We start from the raw sequence: 22331 nt of genomic DNA on the forward strand, positions 1-22331 counted from the left end.
GATAAATTAGTGTTTTATGAAAATTGTATTATATAAGCCTTTTACAGAAGGCTTCAAATCTTGAAAAATATTTTTTGTCCGTTAATTCCTTTTGAAAAAGGAGTATATTATCCATGTCGGCTCTTTTTTTTCTTAAAGGGCCATTTAAGATATTATATAGTTCAGTAGGCTTGTTGATATCATAAGTACTTATCAACGAACTTTTACTTTCAAAATATTTATGACCAAAATTATTGCTCATAATAATTGGAGTTCCGGTTGATAATGCTTCAATAATCGATAAATCAAAATAGCTTTGTCTGTTGGTATTGATAATATAATCTACACTGTTAAACCAGTTATTAGGGGTCGATGAAAACCCTACATCATAAATACCCAGATCATGATTGGTTACATCTTCTCCTTTACCTACTACAATAAGGTTTAAATCAGATCTTTCTTTTGAAACCATTTTGAAAGTATCTAATAAAAGATCAAACCCTTTTATTTTATTGCGTCTGCCTATGTAAAGCAAATTAATCTTTTGCTCTGCAAGAGGATAAGATTTTAAATTATCAGAAGCCTTAGCTCCTGATAATATGTATTCTATCTGGCTGTTTTTATTAATTAGAGATGAATATATGGGTAAAATGTGCTCGTTAGGAAATACCAATATATCGGCTCTGTTAAATGCACTTTGCTCAGCATTGATAATTTCTTTAATTTTTTCTTGATCAAAGCCCAAAGACCTGCCTTCTTCTGAGGGCAACTCAGGGCAATGTGCCTGCAGTATAACAGTTTGTTTACTGGATATTTTATGTTTTACGGTATTAAAGACATTACAGTCATGAAAATAGATGTATTGATATTTGTATGCTTTAATATTGTCGAAATGCCTTTCCCAATATGATTTATTTGTGAGCTTTTGATTTAGTTTATACAGTATTTTTTTATATAAATCATACTTTTTCACTAAATCATTGGAAAGCGTAAATAACTCTCTTGGTTTGTCTAATAAATTTTGGGATATAAAACCTGTTGGACCTCCTGCATTTTGGTCATATGATATGGGCGCATAAATTAATATCTTATCTTTTATCATATGGTGAAGTTTTTTACGATATCAAGCGCTTCAGCAATTACATGATGCATATCCATATACCTATACGTTGCTAATCGGCCCAGAAAAGTTATATTGTTTAGCTTTTGAACTTCTGTTTGATAAAGCTCTAATTTTTTTAAATCTTCTTTTAATCGTTTAGGATAATAAGGAGTATCTGTTATTTCTGTTTCTTTGCTGTATTCTTTAAAGTAAATGGTTTCATCATGTATCTCCCACGGGGTAAAGTGCTTATGTTCGTGTATGCGTGTATATGGTATACTTTCATCAGCATAATTAATTACGGCATTACCCTGATAGTCTCCCTTTGCGTAGTTTTTTTCAAAATATACTGTTCTATAGCTTAATCTGCCATATTTAAAGTTAAAAAAAGCATCTAACGGGCCTGTATAAAAAACATGATCATAGGTACTTATTTGATAATCTGTTGGAATAAATTTTGTGTTTAATTTTACCTTAATATTGGGGCTATTAAGCATTTTTTCAAATATCTCTGTAAATCCGTTTATAGGGATACCTTGAAATGAAGTACTGTAGTAATTATCGTTATAATTGAAACGTACAGGTAGTCTTTTTAAAATACTGGCAGGGAGTTCTTTAGGTTCACAACCCCATTGTTTCTTTGTATAACCATAAAAAAATGCTTTATATAAATCATTTCCTATAAATCTTAAAGCTTGTTCTTCAAAATTTTGAGGATCATTAATACTTTGATCTCCTAGGCCGGCTATGAATTCTTTTGCTTCTTCAGGATTTAATGTTTTTCCAAAAAATTGATTGATCGTATGTAAGTTTATAGGTAGAGAATATATGTTGTCTTTATAAACAGATTTAACTCTATTGGTATAGGGTTTAAGTTCTGTGAATTGTTGTATGTAGTTCCAGACTTCTATATTATCTGTATTAAAAATATGCGGACCATACACATGAAGCATTATGTTGGTTTTAGAATCCCTTTCGGTATAACAATTACCTCCAATATGATTACGTTCTTCTAAAATCGTAATTTGATTATTCGGATTCTTTGCCAGTTGTTCAGCAATTACAGATCCAGAAAAGCCAGCACCAACAATTAAAAAATTATTCATAGATTATCCAATCGTGAGGATTTTGTAAAATACCTCTAATAGAGCCACCTTCCATTTCAATTTTATTTCTTGGTTCAACGATAATATGCATAAAGTTATCTTTCTTTTCTATAACATCTCCTCCGTTTCTCCATAAAGCCCCTTCTAACATGTAAGTGCCTGCTTTAAGAAGACGGTGTGGAAGTTCGATTTTAGTATGGAATAAATCTTTATCTGCATTGAAATTTGCTAAAATTGGACTTGAGAGCAGTGCTTCTCCGCTAGAAGTGTATATGGTATATCCAAAATTAACATTCAGTTTGTTCGTTAATTTAAATTCAAAGTTTAAAAAATAAGTTTCATTAAGTTCAGATATAGATGCTTTTCGTTCATTCTTGGAATTGGTTAAAAAGATTTGACTTATCTTTTCTTCTTGATTTCCATCGTTTTGATATTCAATGTTGGTTTCATCCTCGTTGATCTGGCTATATCTATTTACAACTTTATTTACATCACCCTGATATTCTACCTGGCCATATTTAAGAAGTATACCTTTATTACATAAAGTCTTGATGCTTCCCATGTTATGGCTTACAAATAATACTGTTCTTCCTTCGCCTTTACTTACTTCTCCCATTTTACCCAGACATTTCTTTTGAAATTCTGCATCACCTACTGCAAGTACTTCATCAACAATTAAAATTTCGCTTTCTAAATGTGCTGCTACGGCAAAGGCTAAACGAACATACATTCCGCTTGAATAACGTTTAACAGGAGTGTCTATATAGCGTTCTACACCAGCAAAATCTACAATAGCATCAAAATGCTTCCTGATTTCACGTTTTCTCATTCCTAAAATAGCCCCGTTAAGATAAATATTCTCACGGCCAGTCAATTCAGGATGAAAACCTGTACCTACTTCTAATAATGAAGCAATACGTCCTTTACCTGTAATACGTCCTGTAGTAGGAGACGTAACCCGGCTCAATACCTTTAGCAAGGTACTTTTACCAGCACCATTCCGGCCAATAATACCCACAGCATCACCTTGTTCTATTTCAAAATTAATGTCTTTTAAACTCCATACTATATCGCTATTACCTTTGGTACTACGATCATTGATTTCTCCTATGCGTAAGAAAGGATCTTCTTTTCCCCTTGCACGGGCATACCAGCGCTCCAGATCTCTGCTAATAGTTCCGGTACCAATTTCTCCTAATTGATAGGCTTTACTTATATTTTCTGCTTTAATAGCTATGTTAGACATTTAGAAAACGAGGTTTATAATCAATACCAGCAATTTCATCTCCTTTATTTGGCAATAAAAGAAAATTTTCATAGATGTTTGAGAAAAGTTCCAAATCTGTAATATCTTCACATTTGTTAAAATAAGGCAAGGTGTATAAAGTGTAATTAATCTTCTTAATGAAAGAGAGCAGATCTGTGTTTTTTAATTGAAAGGGAATAATATTTTCTTTATTCCATTCCATTAGAATGACAGGTTTGCAATGTGTTATACAATTAATTGCTCCTTGTAGGGCAGGCAGATCGGCTCCTTCAATATCAATTTTAATAAATGATACTTCCTGTTTGTCTAAATCTTCCCAAATTTTATCTAAAGTAGTGCATTCTACCTGTATGGTATCTGTAAAGTTGCATCTTTTAGTATCTAATATACTTTCATAAGCAGCGTTATTTTTATGGGTAAGTTTAAAACTTATTTCTCCTTCATAATTGAACACAGCCTTATTTAAAATGGTCCATCTGTTTTGAAAATCACTTAAACGATGCGTTTTTGCTAAAAATGGAAATGAATTAGGCGAGGCTTCTACAGAAATAACCTTAACAGAGTTTATAGAAGCTAAAATAGGAATAGACATTAAGCCTATGTTGGCTCCTATGTCAAATACCGTAGTATTTGCTTTGATAAGACTGCGCATCAGGGCTATATTCTTTTCTTCATAATAGCCTTCATCCATAGCTCTGCGAAAAATAAGACTATTTCTGGGAAAGAAAACTTTTTGCCGGCAATAGTAAAAAAAGCCAAGCTGGTTAAAAACAGGCTTAACTATATATCTTTTAATAAAACGCTTAACTGAAGGCACTTTTTTTGCTGATTTCTATGTTTTCTATGCCTTTGTAACTTTGATTTTTAGCTACAATTAAGCCATCTACTGAATAGGTTTGTTTAAGATCACACTCGCATACAATGATAAGCCCCTGCTTCTCTAAAAAGTTTAAACAATCTCTATGAAGTTTATTTGAATGGGTTGAAATAAAGAAATATCCTACTTTTTGTTCTTTAATTGTGTGTTGTGCCCCCATCAACATTTCTAATTCATAACCTTGTATATCACAATGCAATATGTCTATAAAGGATATTTCCTTTTCTTCTACAATCTGATCTATGGTAAGAATAGGAGGTATATTGTTATGAAATTGTTTTCCTATAAAAGCATGAGTAAAATCCCCATTAAAATGATTGAGTTCAAAATTTTTTATTCCAAACTCCAGATTTTGGATATCGGGTTCAAATAGGTAAGATCTACCCATTGGGTATTGTTGTAAAAACCACATGGAATAAAAGGCCCAATATGATCCCAATTCTATCATTACAGGATTTTGAGGCAGGGTCTTTAGAACTTGCTGAAATACTTTTTCTTCCTGAGGTTCATGAACACCTTTATTATCTAAAAGCATTTTGGTTATCCCTTCTCCGTAATAGCTTCCTTTAATTATTTTTAAACCATTATGCATTATTTGATAGGTATCAAATATTTTTCCTGCATTAGTTACCCTGGGTATATAATGATTATCATCAGAAGAGATCACATCCGCTATTCTTTGATCCCATTCAGACCAATAAGGCATTGCCTTTTTATGAAGAACAGAAAACCTGGATATCTTTCTGTATAATTTTTTAAGCATTATTTCTGTGGAGTTCGGCTGTGAAGTTCTGCCAATATACACCTGTTGTACTTATAGGCTCTGTTATCCTTTTTGGACTATCCTGATTTAATCCAACCGTAATTTCCTTAAAATCATCAATACGTTCTATAACACGGCTTTTACTTTCAATATAGGTTACCAGTTCATAAGAACCGGGTATAAGATTTAATGTTGGTATTTTATAAATTAATGTATAATCTCCAGGTTCTAAATTGTAAGTTTTGTCTGTAAAATTTGTCCATAAACTGCATACTCTTAATTTATGAATATTGTTAAAGCATAAAGCAAAACTCACATCTTTAACAGGAACCTTACAATGGACGTTTAAAGACAGATAAACTTCCTGATAGGCATTGAGAAAATCAAGATTGTTTCCGTTCTTATCCCTCAATGTAAGAGAGCTTACATTAATTTCTCCTGTTCCGCTCTTTTTAGGCATAACTTCATTGTCGCTAAGATAAAGAGGTATCACTTTCTCAGAGGCATCGAAACAGTGCATCTGTCCATGTTTAAGTAAAATACTTTTACGACATAATGAATGTATACTATCCATGCTATGACTCACAAATAGAATTGTTTTCCCTTCACTTTTACTTACCTCATTCATCTTGCCTAAGCATTTCCGCTGAAATTCCGCATCTCCTACAGCTAACACCTCATCAACAAAGAGGATTTCACTTTCCAGATGTGCAGCTACAGCAAAAGCCAAACGTACATACATTCCGCTCGAGTAACGTTTTACTGGCGTATCTATATATCTTTCTACCCCTGCAAAATCCACAATCTCATCAAACTTTCGGGCAATCTCTTTTTTACGCATCCCCAAAATACTGCCATTCAAGTATATATTTTCTCGGCCAGTCAGTTCGGGATGAAAACCGGTTCCAACTTCTAACAAAGACGCTATGCGACCTTTACCTGTAATGCGTCCTGTAGTAGGGGAGGTAACCCTGCTTAATACTTTAAGTAAAGTACTTTTACCTGCTCCATTGCGACCTATAATTCCTACTGTATCACCTTTTTCTATTTCAAAACTGATATCTTTTAGTGACCATACAACATCTAAATTTCTTTTGTTTGCTCTTTCATGGGTTTCTCCTATACGAAGAAAAGGATCTTCTTTCCCTTGTATGCGAGCATACCAACGTGCTAAATCTTTACTGATGGTTCCGGTACCAATTTCTCCAAGCTGATATGCTTTGCTTAGATTTTCTACTTTAATAGCAATATTCTGCATAGAGGTTAAGGCATGGAAAACCGAGATAACAGCGTTCGTTTAATTTTATTTTTTAGCCGAAATAACAAACTGTTTTTTTTAATTAATAATTGCTGGTGTTGCAACTGATATGCAGGATATTTTTGTTGTATAATGTCTTTTCGCTCCCTTGCTACCGTTTTATAATCACTTGAAACACCATCTGTATTGAAACAACTGATGATCAAATCTTCTATATAAGAAAATGTTTCTCCCTTAATGAAGAGTTGTACTGTGAAATCCCAATCAGCGCATATTTGATAACCTTCATCGTAAAAACCATATTTTAAAAATAAGGATCTACTTATGATGCAGTTTTGGTGATTCAAAGAACGTTTAATAAAAAAGTCACTACTTAATTGCTTTGGATATTTAATGGTATTGATTTTTGCGGTATGTGAGCCTTGATTTGCCGCATTGCTATAATAAACCCCTTCTTTCTGAAGTATAGGAATAAGCTCTGCAAGTACATGTTCATTATATAAAACATCGCCGCTATTCAGAAACAACAGGTAATCGCCTTTGGCTTGTGCAATGCCTTTATTCATGGCCTGATAAATGCCCTTATCAGGTTCACTTATCCAGTAGCTGGTATATTGCTCAAATGACTGAATAAGTTTAACACTATCATCTGTACTGCCTCCATCAATTACCAGCCACTCAAAATGATTTGTAGTTTGGTTAACAATGCTTTTTGCAGTATTTAAGAAACCTTCAGCATTATTTAAGTTTACGGTAATGATAGATAAAAGCATTTGCTATTGTTTAAATACCTTTTTTGTTGCTTTAAAAAGGGTGCTTTTTCTTATAAATTGGTCAATGCTTAAGTAAAATTTTATACTTTCTTTCTTAATAAAGGTATCAGAAAATTTTTGTTCCAGACTAATACCTCTTTCCTCAGCCCGTTTTGACATTACCAACCATCGCCAATATTGAGACCGACTACCGTTTTTAAGCGATGAAAGTCCATTTTTATGAATGCGGTAATAGTAAAGTGGTTGAGGGATATGAATACATGGTGCTACATCATAAAGTTTTAAATACAAATCTAAGTCCTCAGCATATTCTAAAGAAGGATTCATACCCTGCGTCTGCTCAAGAAATTTTTTCTTGAATGTGGCAAAATGGCTTATATATTCTTTGGTGTCATTAAAAAAATGGTGATCTCCATTTATAACCTGATTTGAGTTACATAGTTGTTTTATAGTAAGATCAGCATTGCAAAGAAAATAGTTACTATAGATTAAGGATGCCTGTGTATATTGCAGATGGGCTTTTACCATTATACTGATTGCTTCAGGTGATATGGTATCATCAGGATCAACAAAACCATATATATCGCCATTTGCCTTAGCAATACAATAATTCTTGGTATAACCTACACCTTTATTAGTTTCATTTTTAAAGAGCTTAATATGGTCATATTGATTTAAGTAAGGCGTAATGATCTCAAGTGAATTATCGGTGGAGGCATCATCTACAATAATGATTTCTATACGAGAATAATCTTGTTGCAGAATACTGTCAATACATTGCTTAATGTATAAGCCATTGTTATAATTTGCAATAAGTACACTGAACAGCGGAGACATTTAAACAGTATCTACAAAGTTTTTCTCTACTTTATTAAAAATGATAATGCCTGAAAACAGAACAACAAGGGTTATAATGGCTGTATATCCAAAATAAAACCAAGAGAATGTACCCTGGCCTAAAAATCCATATCTGAATGTTTCGATCAATGGAGTCATAGGATTGTATTCAATAAGCCATGCATAATCAGGATAATTGCTTTTGGCTGTACTTAAAGGATAAATTACCGTAGTAGCATACATTAGTAATTGCACTCCAAAGGTTACTAAAAAAGCTAAATCACGGTATTTCGTTGTCAAGGCAGAAATGATCATTCCTAAACCTAAACCTAACAGGGCCATAAGGGTAATTATTGCAGGAAATAATGCAATAGCCCAGGTTATGCTAAATTTTGCTCCAATGAAATAATAATAAGCCATTACCATTAAAAACAGTAAGAACTGTACACCAAATCGTACCAGATTACTCACTACGATACTTAATGGCATTATTAAACGAGGAAAATATACTTTTCCAAAGATGTTGGCATTATCCTTAAAAACAGTGGATGTTTTAGTTAAACAATCGGCAAAATAATTCCAGGCGGTAATACCAGCCATGTAAAACAAAGGCCTAGGCAATCCGTCAGTGCTAATTCCTGCTAAGTTTCCAAATACGAACGTAAAGATAATGGTAGTTAGCAAAGGTTGAATAAAGAACCATAACGGGCCTAGAATAGTCTGTTTATAAAAAGAAACAAAATCTCTTCTTACTAAAAGCCATAAAAGATCGCGGTAAGCCCAGGTATCTTTAAGCTTTAAGTCAAATAACGAGCTTTGAGGCTCTATGGTCCAATCATGTTGCTGATGATTCATTATTGTATTTCTTATGAAGCGTTAAGTAGCCGTTGAGTATTTTCTTTAAATACTTCAAAACTGAAATATTGTAATGCTAATTTTTGTTGTTCTGCTCGTTGATGATCGTTTTTTTGTATAGCGTTGTACATCGCTTGATATATTTCACGCTCATCCTCCGGGTTCACTAATTGCCCTAGTTTTCCATTCATTAAAGCATCTGTACTGCCATCTGCATTACCTCCTATAATCTGACACCCGCTTATTGCCGCTTCTGTAAATACAATTCCGAAGCCTTCTTTTTTACTGGGAAGGACAAAACAGTTAGCCAATAAGTAATGTGTCGTTATTTCATTTTCTGGGATAAAACCCAATAATTTTACGTTATCCTGTACATTGCATTCTTTGATAAGATGGGTTAATCTGAGATATTCATCATCACTGGCTTTACCTCCAATAAAATACATAACATCAGAATGTTCTGTTTTAAGGCGAGAAATAGCTCTGATTACACTATCATAATGCTTTTTATGTTCGGTAGAAGATAATCTGGTAAGCGTAAAAAACACATAAGAAGAAAGATTAAGCTTCCATGTATTGAGCAATTGAGCTGGTTTATCTAAATGTGCAGGGATATGATAAAAAGGATCTATACTGTGATGTAGCACTTTAATAGATGATGCAGGAATGTTATGCAGAAGCATAAGTTGTTCTTTGGTATAACTGCTTACAGCCCAAATAGTGGCATTTTGTTGTAAAAATCTTTTTTTCCATGATGATAAAGGTCTCCATACCTCTACTCCATGAGCCCATAATATAATTTCAGCAGATGGTTTTAGCTTCTTAATAAAAAGGCCAAAGATCAAGAGATTAATATGGCTTAAAATAACTTGATCGAACTTGAAAGCATTTTTTATAATCGAAAATGAAAAACTTAGCTTCTGAGAAGCAAAACCTTTAAAGAGGACTTGGTTACAATACCTGTCGTCTAAATCAGATTGATGATCATACATGGACCAAATACTTACGTTGTTACCTTTAATTAAGTAAAGGGCACGTATGAGAGTCCTGCATGCTCTTTCTATTCCACCTGTAAAACTGAAAGTTTTTAATGTTAAGAAAAGAACATTTTTCATTTTACTATTTACTTCTTTGCACAGCTTCGCCCTTTCAGTCCCACATATGGCATATTACCGGGACCTACAAAACTAATAAGACAGAGAAACCTAAACTTTTTGAAATGGGAGATCTCTCTTTATGCATTTTCAATACTATGCTAATGGTTCAATATATGCCATTGAAGTATTGATGTGTATTGCGTAACCTAAAGCTTCTAATTTTAAAACTAAACTTCTTTTATTTTTTATAGAAACAAGTTCAGCTATCATTCCTTTAAAAGGTCCTGCATTAATGAGAACTCTTTCGCCAGGTTCAATTTCATGTTCAATGATTTCTAACTCGTCGCCGTTAGCCAGTAATAACTTTAAATCTTCAATTTGTTTTTGGGGCATTGAAGCAATTTTACTGGAGAAATACACAAACCTACTTATACCTTGCGTCATTAAAACTTCAGGGTATTCTTTGCTGGATATGTGTACAAAGACGTATGATTTAAATAAAGGTTCTTCTACCCATTTTTTACGATCACTCCATTGCCTAAGCTCTCTTCTTAAAGGTAAATAGCACGTAATATTCTTCTTTTGCAATTCTTGATAGGCTTTTTTTTCTGCTCTGGACTTTGTATAAACAGGGTACCATTTATAAGAATTATCTATCATGATTGATTATTTTTTCCAAAATTCCCACCATTTCTTATGCGATTCATCACTATAATAACCATTTTTACCTGATTTCAACGAGTAATCAGAGTAATAATAATAGTTGGCGTAATAACTGCCACTATAATTGGTTGTATAATATCTGCTATGTAAAATATCGTTATCAAAAGCATTTAATATAATAGCAATATTCGATAAGTTAAACTCTTTAGATAATCTTTCCGGAACAGAGGCCGAGTGATATCTGGATACGCCTGAACGGATAACAAACAGGTTAATATCTGCCATTCTGATTAAAGGAACCGCATCAGATACGAGACCAACAGGAGCCGAGTCAATAAAAACAAAATCATACTCTTGCGTAAGTTGAGCAAGAAGATCTTTCATTTTATCTGAATAAAGTAATTCAGATGGGTTTGGAGGAACAGGGCCTGCAGGAATAAAACTAAGGCCCTCTATTTCTGTTTTAAAGAGCACATTACTAAGTTCTGTTTGATTTGAGAGGTAGGAGCTTAAACCTTTTAAATTATCTACTTTAAAAGTATGATGTAGTTTAGATTTTCTTAAATCGGCAGCTATAATAATTACTTTCTTGTCAATTAAGCACAAAGTACTGGCCAGGTTTACAGTAGTAAATGATTTACCTTCACCCGAAATTTCGGAGGTAATACAAACTACCTTGTTTTTTTTATCAGCAGCTAAAAAACTCAGGTTTGTACGTACAGAACGTACAGACTCTGCAAATAAGGACTTGGGATTTTTTATAGATAAGATTTGTTTGTTATCCTCATCTATTTTATCCTGATATCTTCTGATTACACCAATAATAGGAATGTTAGTAAGGCTTTCAATAGTTTCCTTATCATATATATAAGGATTAAGCATGCGTACAATAAAAATAAGACTAATGCCTGCTATTAGTCCGATAATTAAAGCATTGATGTATATCTTTTGAGGAACAGGTTCTATGGCATGCGTATTGATCTGAGCAAAATCTACAATTGTAGCTCCTGATGTTACTGCGGCTTTACTGATTTGTGCCTCTAATTTTTTCTCAGAAAGATAGCTATATACCTTTTGGTTGATCTCAAAATTAGATTGCAGATTAATTAAATCACGTTCGGCTTTTGGAATAGTATTAAAGGTTTGCTTAATCCCAGCTATTTGCTGATCAAGGAATGCGATTGAACGATCATTTTTTTGTCTCTGATTACGGGCATTGGTTACAAAAGCTGATTTAACTTCTAATATTTGTTTATCTAACTGGCTTACAAAATCTGAAGAAGGTTTATAAGTAAGCAGAGCCTCTTCTTTTTTCTGTAAAAGTGTATTATACTGTTGTAACAAACCTTCTAGCATGGGGTCTGTAATGCCTTGCAAATTGTTGTTTATAATATTGGCATTTCTGTTGTTTACAATTTCTTTTTCTAATTGAGCAATAAAAATCCCTTCAAGAGCCAATGTACTTTTGTCGGTTTCAAGTTTGGTTAGCTTATTCATTACATCTGCACTAGTGGTAGAGATGTCAAGCATTTTATTGTTGATTTTATATTGCTCCAGGTCTGTTCCAGATGATTTAACTACTTTAGACATATTGTACTGGAGAGTATCAATAAAGCGTATAGTCTGGGTTGCAGAAATGGTTTTCTGATTTCTGTCGTAATCTACATATGCTTTTAAAACAGCATTTAAAATATCAGTAGCGAAAAACGGGTTGATGTCTGTCTGACTAAGGCTTAAGATATTGGTTCCTTTAGTCTCACTCATATTCAGACCCCAGTTAATCCGGCCTAAAAAATCATTTTTGCTGTTAAACTTAAACTGATAAACTGAGTTGCTTTTTTCGTTATAAGTGCTGTTAGTGATTTTAAACTTAATACCCGGAACACTAATGATTTGATTAATAGAATAGGTTTTATTAATCTCTTTGTTATTATACGTATAAGTTAAAGTGAACTTATCTGGGGATATGGCCTCATAATCAAATAAAGAACGGGTAAAGCCTAGGCTATCCTGTTCAATAATATCGATTTTTAAAGGCTTCTGAGGATAAATATCAGTAGTTCTTACACGCCCTTTCAGGAAAAAAGATATTTTGTAATCAATATTAGAAATGGCGTTAATTAATACAGGTCTCGAACGAATTACAAATTGTTCAGACTGCATTTTATTTGTACGGTCGTATATGTTCCTTACGTTTAAAAGTTCAGATATTTCTGAACGCTTTTCTTCAAATTTTAATGAAGCAGAAGTACTGTACTTATCAGGAGTGTACCATAAGTAAACATAACCAATAAGCAGTGCTATAATAATTGTACTGGCTACCCAATACCAGCGACTGAATACTATCTTTAAAATCTTTACGTAATCAATCTCCTGTTGAACCTGTTTGTTTGGCACCTGTTCCATTATTTAGCGAGATTATAGATAATAAGTAAAGTGTTAATAACAATCAAACCTGTTTGTATGAAGAGATTGTAAGATTGAAGATTTTGACTATTAGCAAAAGCACTTCTTGGCTCTACATACACAATATCTTTTGCCTTTAATTTTAACTTAGGGTTTTTAATAAAATCATAATCGTTCAGATTAACTAAGATAATTTCCGGATTTTCTCTGCTTCCCCTAAAAATACGAACCATTTTACGGTTTGCGCTTGGTAATAATCCACCAGCATCTCCTAATAAATCAATTAGTTCATAATCTTCACGATCAATAATGTATTTACCCTGTTTACCAACCTCACCTAATAGAACAATATAAGCATTTACAATACGCACATCAATTAAGGGGGCATTTAGCTCGTCTTTCTCATAAGCTTGTTGTATGAGTTTAGCAGCCTGATTTCTGGTCAAACCTGCTACTTTAATCCATCCTATTTTAGGCATGCTCACTTCACCATTCTGATTAACCTTATAAGTAATGTAATTGCCTTGATATGCATTGGTAGTTCCTGTTAATGGTTTGGTAATTAGGTCCATATTCTGGTAATTCCTAATGGCCAGCTCATCTTCGGGCTTGATAAGATTATAGATAGTTTCTGTTTCGTTGTGATCATTGACAACCATTACATTTTTAATTGTATCGGCATCAAAAGGTGTCTTTAAAATAGCTAACCTATTTTTAAATGAACACGAGCTTAAAAAAAACAGACAAAACAGGTTTACAATAAAAATTCTTCTTAATAATCTGTTGTGTATCATTTGTTTGAAATAGTTCGCAAAATACTACTTTTTTATAATTTATCAGGAAATATTTAAAAACAGTATACGTTATATTATGTTGGCTTTCTTTGAATTAATCCTTAGTTTTACAGGCGCTCTTAAGGAAATTTAGGTAGCTTTCATTATGAAGATTACAATTATAACAGTGGTTTATAATGCCCGGCAATATCTTCAATACTGTATCGAATCAGTAATTGAGCAGGATTATAAAAACATTGAATATATATTGATAGACGGAAATTCAACTGATGATAGTTTTGAAATAGCCCAACAATACAAAGAACAGATTAGTATTTTAATTTCAGAGCCTGATAAGGGTATGTACGATGCCTTAAATAAAGGCATAGAAATGGCCACGGGAGAAATTGTTGGAATTTTAAATGCTGATGATATGCTTGCAGGAAAAGATGTGATTTCTGCTGTGGCAAACTTATTTAGAGAAACTAATACTGATGGGGTATATGGCGATCTGAATTATGTAGATAAAAATAATACACAAAGAGTTATACGAAAATGGAAGTCCACATCTTCTAATCCCAAAGATCTAGCATGGGGCTGGATGCCAGCTCATCCTACACTGTATCTAAAACGTTCAGTATTTCAAACTTTTGGTTCTTATTCATTAACTTTTGGTTCTGCGGCTGATTATGAATTTATGCTGCGGTTGCTTTATAAAAACCGCATTAACGTACAATACCTCAATAAACTAATGGTTAATATGCGTACAGGGGGAATGAGCAATAGAAATATGTCTCAACGTTACAAGGCTTTTTTAAATGATTATAAGGCTCTGAAACACAATGAGGTTAAAGCCGCTATACTTGCTCTAATGTTAAAAAAAGCAAGAAAGATCAGACAGTTTTTTTAATATAAATACCTATAAATAGGTATAGTCGGCTCAATGTTAAATGGCTTATTTTGTAATTAAATATTAAATGTTGTAAATAACTTTTATTTTTGATCGCTTAAACCTTACTACTCAACATGTTAAAACAACTATTTATAGACTACCCACTGGCGTATTACGTGGCTGTAATTGTTTTGTCATTTGTAGTAGTGATAAGCGTTATCCCTTCAATTATACATGCAGCCAATAGGCTCAATATCTTTGATAAATCAGACTTACATCGTAAAGAACATAAACATGATATATCCCGTTTAGGAGGAATAGGTATCTTTTGCGCTTTTACCATAACAGTATTAATGTTTGCTAATGTAGTTAATTACCAGGAAGCTAATTTCTTATTAAGTTCATGCATTATACTATTTGCGGTTGGTATTAAAGATGATATATATGGTGTGGGCGCACGTACTAAATTCCTGCTTCAAATATTGGTGGCATTTATCCTTGTTATATTTGGAGGATTCAGATTAAGTAGTTTATATGGAGTGTTTGGGCTTTGGAATGTTCATCCTCTTGCAGGTGGATTATTTTCTGTTGCGCTGATTATTTTCATTATTAACGCTTTTAATTTAATAGATGGGGTTGATGGACTGGCAGGAACGATCGGTGCTATTGTATGTTTTAGTTTTGGCTTTTTGTTTGCCTTAGCGGGAGAAATGGCCTATGCATTTATCTCTTTTGCTTTATTAGGTTCAATCATCGGTTTTCTGTTTTTTAACTTTTCGCCAGCAAAAATTTTTATGGGCGATACGGGTTCATTAATTATAGGAGTGGTATCTGTGGTTTTGGCTATTAAATTCATAGAGCTGAATAAGATCGGAATAAATCCTCATCCTATAGTTTTTTCTGCACCGGCGGTTGCTGTAGCTATCCTAATTATTCCGGTTTTTGATTCGTTGAGGATATTTTTTATACGTGTTATTAATAAGAGATCACCTTTTAAAGGAGATAGAAATCATATTCACCATCGTCTTTTAAAATACGGACTAGGTCATAAACAAGTTGTTGTTTTATTGGTTGTATTTAACTTACTTACAATATTCTCTACATTATTGCTGCAAAAGCTCGGAAACTTTGTTCTTATTATTTTGCAGATTGGAATTTGTGTCATATTTAATATTGCTTTAACCTATTTAAAAGGGAAAAAAAGATCTAAAAATTACACCTTGGCAGATGTGTTTTTAAAAGATACAATCAATGCAATATAACTTTCATTATTTAGAAAAAAAATAAATCGTTTATACTTAAATAAGTAGCTTTGTGTTATGAATTTAGCTATAAATGGATTTGGTAGAATTGGCCGAACTTTTTTAAGAAATGCCTTAAAGCATCAATTAGATGTTTCAGTTATTAACGATTTAACAGAGCCAAAAACACTGTCTCATCTCTTCAAATATGATTCTGTTCACGGGGGATTTGACGGGGAAGTTTCTTATACTTCGGATAGCTTAATTATTAATGGTAAGGAAATCAGGGTAATAGCTCAGAAAGATCCTGCTTTGCTTCCTTGGAAGGCATTAAATATTGACGTTGTTTTAGAAAGCACAGGAAAATTTGCCAATAAAGAAGGAGCTGAAAAACATTTGGCGGCCGGAGCTAAACAGGTGCTGATATCGGCACCCGCAGGTAATGGAGATATTCCTATGGTGGTTTTCGGTGTAAATGAAAACACAATTGATTTTACGGCACCTATTATCTCTAATGCTAGCTGTACTACCAATAATGTAGCCCCATTGGTTAAAATATTAAACGATAATTGGGGAATTAACGATGGCTATATCACTACTGTTCATTCTATGACGGGAGATCAAAATCTGCATGATGCACCCCATAAAGATCTAAGAAGAGCAAGAGCCGCAAGTTCTTCAATTATACCCACTACAACAGGAGCCGCGAAAGCCATTACTTATGTTTTTCCTGAACTTGAAGGCAAATTAGGAGGAGCTGGTATAAGAGTTCCTGTTTTAAATGGATCGTTAACTGATTTTACCTGTACCCTAAAAAAAACAACATCAGTTCAGGAAATTAATGAGGCATTTAGAACAGCAGCACAAACAGTACTTAAAAATGTTTTGTATTATACAGAAGACCCTATTGTTTCAGTAGATATTATCAATAATCCATATTCTTGTGTGTTTGATGCGCAGCTTACATCAGTTGTAGGTAATTTGGTAAAGGTAGTAGGTTGGTATGATAATGAATCGGGCTATTCAAACAGATTAATAGATGTTGTAAAAAAGATGAGCCTTAATTATGGTTAAATTTTAACAGAATTTTAGGCTTCGAAATCATCTCAGATTAAATTCAGCAGATAAGACCTCATTATAAAATGATATTAAACTTAGAATAAAATATGAATACTGTAGATCAATACAATTTTAAAGACAAGAAAGCATTGGTGAGGGTAGATTTTAATGTGCCTTTAGATGCTGATTTTAATATTACTGACGATAAAAGGATGAAAGCAGCTCTTCCAACCATTCAGAAAATTCTGAATGATGGTGGTTCAGTAATATTGATGTCTCATCTAGGAAGACCTAAGGGAGCCGTTAATCCAAAGTATTCTTTAAAACATATTGTTGGAGACCTGTCAAGAATGCTGGATATCCCTGTGAAATTTGCTGATGATTGTATTGGAAAGGAAACGCAGAAAATGGCTGCTAATTTATTTCCGGGAGAAGTATTGCTCTTGGAAAATTTGCGTTTTCATGCAGAAGAAGAAAAAGGAGATGAGGATTTTGCCAAACAACTCGCTGATTTAGCAGATGTCTATGTGAATGATGCATTTGGTACTGCACATAGAGCACATGCATCTACAACCATTGTTGCAAAGTTCTTTCCAAATGTAAAATACTTTGGCTACCTGATGGCACAAGAAATTGAAAATGCAGACAAAGTCTTAAAAGGAGCCAATAAACCATTTACGGCAATTATGGGTGGGGCAAAAGTTTCAGATAAAATATTACTGATAGAAAATCTTTTAGATAAGGTTGATAATCTGATTGTTGGTGGTGGAATGGCTTATACTTTTGCTAAGGCTCAGGGAGGAGAGATAGGTAATTCATTGTTAGAAGAAGATAAGCTATCACTTTGTTTAGAGTTGATAGAAAAAGCTAAAGCGAAAGGTGTAGAATTGGTTTTGCCAGTAGATACGATAATTGCTGATAAATTTGACAATAACGCCCAAAAATCTGAGACAGGAATCGGAGAAATTCCTTTGGGTTGGATGGGATTGGATATCGGTCCAAAAACCATAGCTATTTTTAGTGAAGTAATTAAAAATTCAAAAACAGTATTGTGGAATGGGCCGATGGGGGTTTTTGAAATGAGCAATTTTGAGCATGGAACCAAAGCAGTAGCTGAAGCAGTAGTGGCAGCTACCCAAAACGGGGCTTTTTCACTAATCGGTGGAGGAGATTCGGCTGCGGCCATTGCCAAGTTTGGATTTGAAAATCAGGTGAGTTACGTTTCTACAGGCGGCGGTGCTCTTTTAGAGTATATGGAAGGTAAAGAATTGCCCGGTGTAAAAGCGATACAACAACAATAGTAGGTTCTTAAAAAATGAATAAAAACGGAGGTCTGAATTTCAGGCCTCCGTTTTTTTATGTCTGAAAAATGATGAAAATAAGTTAAAAACAAAGCTTTTGTGGGAGAAAGTGTATGTTGAAAACTTTTTGTGGTAAAAAGTGGTAAAAAGTGGTAGATAGTGTTTAATTTTACACTACATAAAAAGTGTAGCTACTATTATGACCCAACTCATCGGAGAATTTGATTGTAAACTTGACGCAAAGGGACGCCTTATGGTGCCTGTTTTGCTCAAAAAGCAATTGCTTGATGTGGAGCGAGATGGGTTAGTTGTGAATCGGGGTTTTGAGAAGAATTTAGTGATCTACCCTAAAAAGGTTTGGGATGAAACAGTAGCTGAACTTGCTAAGTTGAATATGTTTGAGCGCAAGAACCGTGAGTTTGTGCGTGCGTTTCAAAGAGGGGCAATGCCTTTGAGTTTGGATGCTGCTGGAAGGGTATTGTTGCCTAAAGCCTTGATGGAATATGCTGGTATAGAAGCTGAGATTGTGTTGGCTTGCCAGTTAGATAAAATTGAGGTTTGGGATAAAAAGGTTTATGATAACCTTTTTGATGATGTTCCTGAAAATTTTGCTGCTTTAGCTGAAGAAGTTATGGGAGGAAAAAATAAAGGAGGTGAAGATGGAAAATAATTACCACGTTCCGGTGCTGTTAAATGAATGTTTGGATGGTTTAAATATCAATCCGTCTGGTGTATATGTTGATGTGACTTTTGGTGGTGGCGGACATTCAAGGGCTATATTAGAGAAATTAGGCAAAGATGGGGTTTTAGTGGCTTTTGATCAGGATCCAGATGCGCAAAGAAATAAAATAGAAGACCCTCGTTTCAAATTTGTTGATCAGAATTTTAGCTACCTGAAAAATAATCTCCGTTTGCTGGGCTATAAACAGGTTGATGGGATCTTGGCCGATCTTGGAGTTTCTTCGCATCAGTTTAATGAAGCAGAAAGAGGTTTTTCAATACGTTTTGATGCTGATCTGGATATGCGCATGGATAAGCAACGCTCGCTTACGGCTGCTAAGGTTTTAAATACCTATTCAGAAGGAGATTTGCATCGGATCTTTGGTTTGTATGGAGAGGTTAAAAATGCAAAATCTCTTGCAAGAACCATTGTTACGGCTCGTTTAGATAAGGAGATTAAAACGCTAGGCGATTTTAAGCAGGTTATTGCTTCACATATCCCTAAAGGTAAAGAAAATAAATATATGGCGCAGGTTTTTCAGGCTTTGCGTATAGAAGTGAATGCTGAGCTTGAGGTTTTAGAGCAATTTTTAGAACAGAGCGCTGAGGTTTTGAAGCCGGGAGGCAGGTTGGTGGTAATCTCTTATCATTCTTTAGAAGACCGACCGGTTAAAAATTATATCGCTAAGGGGAAATTTAAAGGTGAGGTTGATAAAGATTTCTTTGGTAATGATGTAAAACCTTTTCAGGTGATCACCAGAAAAGCAATTGTGGCAGGGCCAGAAGAATTAAAGAGCAATACACGCTCACGAAGTGCCAAATTAAGAATTGGGGAAAAATTATGAATAACCAATTCAGGATAAAAACGGAAGAGCCCGAAGAAGAGATTGTAGAACGGGAAGAGAAAGTTGATAAAGAAGTTAAAGAAGGTGGTTTGACCATCTTTTTCAGAAAGCTTTTTGTGGAAGGGGTGGTTTCGAAAGAAACAGCAACAGGAGTGTTGCCTTACCTTATTTTTTTATGTGTGTTGGGTATGATTTACATCGCAAACAGCCATATGGCAGTTAAGAACATACGTGAAATTGATAAGTTAAGTAAAGAAGTTAAGGAGTTGAGTTCAGAATACAAATCGCTTAAGGCCGATTTGATGTTTAAGAGCAAAATGACTGAGGTGGCTAAAAAAGTTGATACGTTAGGTATCAGGGAATTGATAGAGCCGCCACAAAAACTTGTAATTGAAGACAAAAAATGAATATTAGAGCAAACATATTAATGAGAGTGTACTTGGCCTTCGGGCTTATTGTACTCTTTGCGCTTGCTGTAGTATTAAGATTGGGCGATGTTCAGTTTAGACAGGGGCATAAATGGAGAGCTATGGCTGATAGTTTGTCGGTTAGAGAGTTCGATATTGAAGCTACTCGTGGTAATATTTATTCTGTTGATGGTAGTTTGCTGGCTACCTCTGTTCCTGAATATGAATTACGTATGGATATGTTTGCTGGAGGAATACAGGATAATGAGCTGTTTTACTCAAAAGTTGATTCTCTTGCATTTAAACTAGCGCAGTTTTTTAAAGATAAAAGCGCAAAAGATTATTCGAGGCTTTTGAGAAAAGCAAGACAAGATAGTGCTCGCTATGTGCTTATCAAAAGAAAAGTTTCGTATCAGGATCTGAAAGAAATAAGACAATTTCCTTTATATAATATAGGTAAGCATTCTGGTGGCTTAATGGCTATTCAGCAAAACAGACGTATTCTGCCTTTTAAAGCACTTGCGGCAAGAACCATAGGCTATAAGAATGAGAATGTTAAGAATGGTGTAGGTTTAGAAGGTGCGTATGGTAATTATATTAATGGCGAATCTGGTAAAAGATTAATGCAGCGGATTAGCGGAGGGGTATGGATACCGGTAAACAGTGATGCAGAAGTTGCGCCAAAAGATGGTGCTGATATCATTTCTACTATCGATATCAATATGCAGGATCTGGCTCAAAGTGCTTTAGAAAAGCAATTGATTAAAAGCGATGCACACCATGGAGCGGTAATTATCATGGAGGTAGCTACCGGAGAAGTTAGAGCGGTAGCTAATTTTACCCGTGTAGAGCAAGGTGTTTATAAAGAGCAATTTAATTATGCGATAGCAGGTAATCAGGATCCTGGTTCAACTTTTAAAGCTGCATCTTATATGGCTTTGCTTGAAGATAAATATGTAGATACCAACACCATGGTAGCAACTGGCGAGTATCCTATACCAGGACACGTAATTAAAGATTCGCATGGAAGTATTGGGGTGGTAACAGTTAAAAAAGCTTTTGAACAATCTTCTAATGCGGCTATTGCTTCCTTGGTTAATAAATATTACAAGGATAACCAATCTAAGTTTACAGACCATTTATACAGTTGGCATTTAAATGAAAAAATGGATCTGCAAATTCCGGGAGAAGCACAACCGGTAGTTAAAAATCCAAAAAATAAAAGCTGGAATAAAAACATGTCTTTACCACAAATGGCTTATGGATATGAAATGCAGCTTACGCCTTTAAAGATGCTTTCGTTTTATAATGCTATTGCAAATAATGGTAAATACCTGGCGCCAATATTTGTAAAAGAGATCAGAAGACTGGGTAATCCTATAGAACAATTTAAAGCGAAAGTAATCAACGAGAAAATCTGCTCTGATGTAACGCTTAAAAAAATGCAGGAAATGCTTGAAGCGGTAGTTACAAATGGTAGCGGAAGACAGATTGTTTACAACCCTTTGTATAAGATTGCAGGTAAAACGGGTACTGCGCAAGTTGCAGATAACAATCTGGGTTATAAGGCTAAACGACAATATCAGGCTTCGTTTGTTGGATATTTTCCGGCAGAAAAACCTAAATATTCAATGATAGTGGTAATTAACGATCCTAAAGGTGCCTATTATGGAGCTTTGGTATCTGGGCCAGTGTTTAGAGAAATAGCAGATCGCATTTATGCAAGCGATATAGATATGTATAAACCTGATGTAAAGACTCATTATGTAGGTAATACCCAGCCGCCAGAAGCTAAGGCTGGTCAAAGTAAGGCTGTGAAGAAAGTATATAATGCTTTAGGTATAAAACCGCTATATGCAGCAAAATCAGAATATTTTAATTCAATAGACACCAGTAATGGCGTGGCGTATCATGATACCGAAATGGAGAAAGGGATTATGCCTGATGTGAATGGAATGGGATTAAAAGATGCTATGTTTTTATTGGGTAATGTGGGTTTGAAAGCCAGAGTAAAAGGAAGTGGTAAAGTTGTGGGACAATCTATACAAGCCGGTTCACGCATAGGAAAAGGATTAATGGTAGAGTTGCAATTGCAATAAAATAAATTGAG

21 protein-coding genes are annotated in these 22331 nt (G+C 34.2%); 8 read left to right on the forward strand and 13 right to left on the reverse strand.

Annotation, left to right across the window (positions count from 1 at the left end; translation table 11 throughout):
• Positions 1 to 28 precede the first annotated feature (28 nt).
• The 13 genes from MMF97_RS06970 to MMF97_RS07030 all read right to left on the reverse strand — a co-directional run bounded on the left by MMF97_RS06970 (position 29) and on the right by MMF97_RS07030 (position 13777).
• Entirely contained in the window at positions 29 to 1081 is a 1053-nt protein-coding gene (locus MMF97_RS06970) for a glycosyltransferase (protein WP_243360885.1), read from the reverse strand.
• Positions 1078 to 2187 (reverse strand): UDP-galactopyranose mutase, encoded by a 1110-nt coding sequence (gene glf / locus MMF97_RS06975; RefSeq protein WP_243360886.1) that lies wholly within the window; start codon positions 2185 to 2187, stop codon positions 1078 to 1080. The genes MMF97_RS06970 and glf overlap by 4 nt, the downstream gene beginning before the upstream one ends.
• A complete protein-coding gene (locus MMF97_RS06980; RefSeq protein WP_243360888.1) occupies positions 2180 to 3433 on the reverse strand; it encodes an ABC transporter ATP-binding protein in 1254 nt (417 codons plus the stop codon). The genes glf and MMF97_RS06980 overlap by 8 nt, the downstream gene beginning before the upstream one ends.
• Positions 3426 to 4145 (reverse strand): FkbM family methyltransferase, encoded by a 720-nt coding sequence (locus MMF97_RS06985; RefSeq protein ID WP_243360890.1) that lies wholly within the window; start codon positions 4143 to 4145, stop codon positions 3426 to 3428. Before MMF97_RS06985 ends, MMF97_RS06980 begins: the two co-directional genes overlap by 8 nt.
• A 112-nt stretch (positions 4146 to 4257) precedes the next feature.
• Entirely contained in the window at positions 4258 to 5094 is an 837-nt protein-coding gene (locus MMF97_RS06990) for an FkbM family methyltransferase (RefSeq protein ID WP_243360891.1), read from the reverse strand.
• Positions 5087 to 6352, reverse strand: a complete 1266-nt coding sequence (locus MMF97_RS06995; RefSeq protein ID WP_243360893.1) for an ABC transporter ATP-binding protein — start codon at positions 6350 to 6352, stop codon at positions 5087 to 5089. Before MMF97_RS06995 ends, MMF97_RS06990 begins: the two co-directional genes overlap by 8 nt.
• A gap of 5 nt (positions 6353 to 6357) precedes the next feature.
• Positions 6358 to 7125: a glycosyltransferase family 2 protein gene (locus tag MMF97_RS07000; protein ID WP_243360895.1), complete on the reverse strand. Its 768-nt coding sequence runs from the start codon at positions 7123 to 7125 to the stop codon at positions 6358 to 6360.
• A gap of 3 nt (positions 7126 to 7128) precedes the next feature.
• Positions 7129 to 7962: a glycosyltransferase family 2 protein gene (locus tag MMF97_RS07005; protein WP_243360897.1), complete on the reverse strand. Its 834-nt coding sequence runs from the start codon at positions 7960 to 7962 to the stop codon at positions 7129 to 7131.
• A complete protein-coding gene (locus MMF97_RS07010; protein ID WP_243360899.1) occupies positions 7963 to 8817 on the reverse strand; it encodes an ABC transporter permease in 855 nt (284 codons plus the stop codon).
• Between the two features lie 11 nt (positions 8818 to 8828).
• Positions 8829 to 9932 carry a glycosyltransferase family 4 protein gene (locus MMF97_RS07015; RefSeq protein WP_243360901.1) on the reverse strand — a complete coding sequence of 368 codons (1104 nt, stop codon included), beginning with the start codon at positions 9930 to 9932 and terminating at the stop codon, positions 8829 to 8831.
• Between the two features lie 135 nt (positions 9933 to 10067).
• Entirely contained in the window at positions 10068 to 10574 is a 507-nt protein-coding gene (locus tag MMF97_RS07020) for a UpxY family transcription antiterminator (protein WP_243360902.1), read from the reverse strand.
• A gap of 6 nt (positions 10575 to 10580) precedes the next feature.
• Complete coding sequence (locus MMF97_RS07025; RefSeq protein WP_243360903.1) at positions 10581 to 12983, reverse strand: GumC family protein; 2403 nt, start codon at positions 12981 to 12983, stop codon at positions 10581 to 10583.
• Positions 12983 to 13777 (reverse strand): polysaccharide biosynthesis/export family protein, encoded by a 795-nt coding sequence (locus MMF97_RS07030; protein WP_243360905.1) that lies wholly within the window; start codon positions 13775 to 13777, stop codon positions 12983 to 12985. Before MMF97_RS07030 ends, MMF97_RS07025 begins: the two co-directional genes overlap by 1 nt.
• 145 nt (positions 13778 to 13922) lie before the next feature.
• On the opposite strand from MMF97_RS07030, the gene MMF97_RS07035 reads away from it, so the two are divergent.
• The 8 genes from MMF97_RS07035 (at position 13923) to MMF97_RS07070 (ending at position 22320) form a co-directional block, all read left to right on the forward strand.
• Positions 13923 to 14666, forward strand: a complete 744-nt coding sequence (locus MMF97_RS07035; protein ID WP_243360907.1) for a glycosyltransferase family 2 protein — start codon at positions 13923 to 13925, stop codon at positions 14664 to 14666.
• 116 nt (positions 14667 to 14782) lie between these two features.
• Complete coding sequence (locus tag MMF97_RS07040; RefSeq protein ID WP_243360910.1) at positions 14783 to 15910, forward strand: MraY family glycosyltransferase; 1128 nt, start codon at positions 14783 to 14785, stop codon at positions 15908 to 15910.
• A 57-nt stretch (positions 15911 to 15967) separates the two neighbouring features.
• Entirely contained in the window at positions 15968 to 16963 is a 996-nt protein-coding gene (gene gap / locus MMF97_RS07045; protein WP_243360912.1) for a type I glyceraldehyde-3-phosphate dehydrogenase, read from the forward strand.
• A gap of 92 nt (positions 16964 to 17055) precedes the next feature.
• Positions 17056 to 18249, forward strand: a complete 1194-nt coding sequence (locus tag MMF97_RS07050; RefSeq protein ID WP_243360914.1) for a phosphoglycerate kinase — start codon at positions 17056 to 17058, stop codon at positions 18247 to 18249.
• A 199-nt stretch (positions 18250 to 18448) separates the two neighbouring features.
• Positions 18449 to 18919, forward strand: coding sequence for a division/cell wall cluster transcriptional repressor MraZ (gene mraZ, locus MMF97_RS07055; protein ID WP_243360917.1), 471 nt, complete (start codon positions 18449 to 18451; stop codon positions 18917 to 18919).
• Positions 18909 to 19814, forward strand: coding sequence for a 16S rRNA (cytosine(1402)-N(4))-methyltransferase RsmH (gene rsmH, locus MMF97_RS07060; protein WP_243360919.1), 906 nt, complete (start codon positions 18909 to 18911; stop codon positions 19812 to 19814). The genes mraZ and rsmH overlap by 11 nt, the downstream gene beginning before the upstream one ends.
• Entirely contained in the window at positions 19811 to 20221 is a 411-nt protein-coding gene (locus MMF97_RS07065) for an FtsL-like putative cell division protein (RefSeq protein WP_243360921.1), read from the forward strand. Before rsmH ends, MMF97_RS07065 begins: the two co-directional genes overlap by 4 nt.
• Positions 20218 to 22320, forward strand: coding sequence for a penicillin-binding protein (locus MMF97_RS07070; protein ID WP_243360923.1), 2103 nt, complete (start codon positions 20218 to 20220; stop codon positions 22318 to 22320). The genes MMF97_RS07065 and MMF97_RS07070 overlap by 4 nt, the downstream gene beginning before the upstream one ends.
• Positions 22321 to 22331 lie beyond the last annotated feature (11 nt).

The organism is Pedobacter montanisoli, from assembly GCF_022809115.1.
Classification (GTDB): Bacteria; Bacteroidota; Bacteroidia; order Sphingobacteriales; family Sphingobacteriaceae; genus Pedobacter; species Pedobacter montanisoli.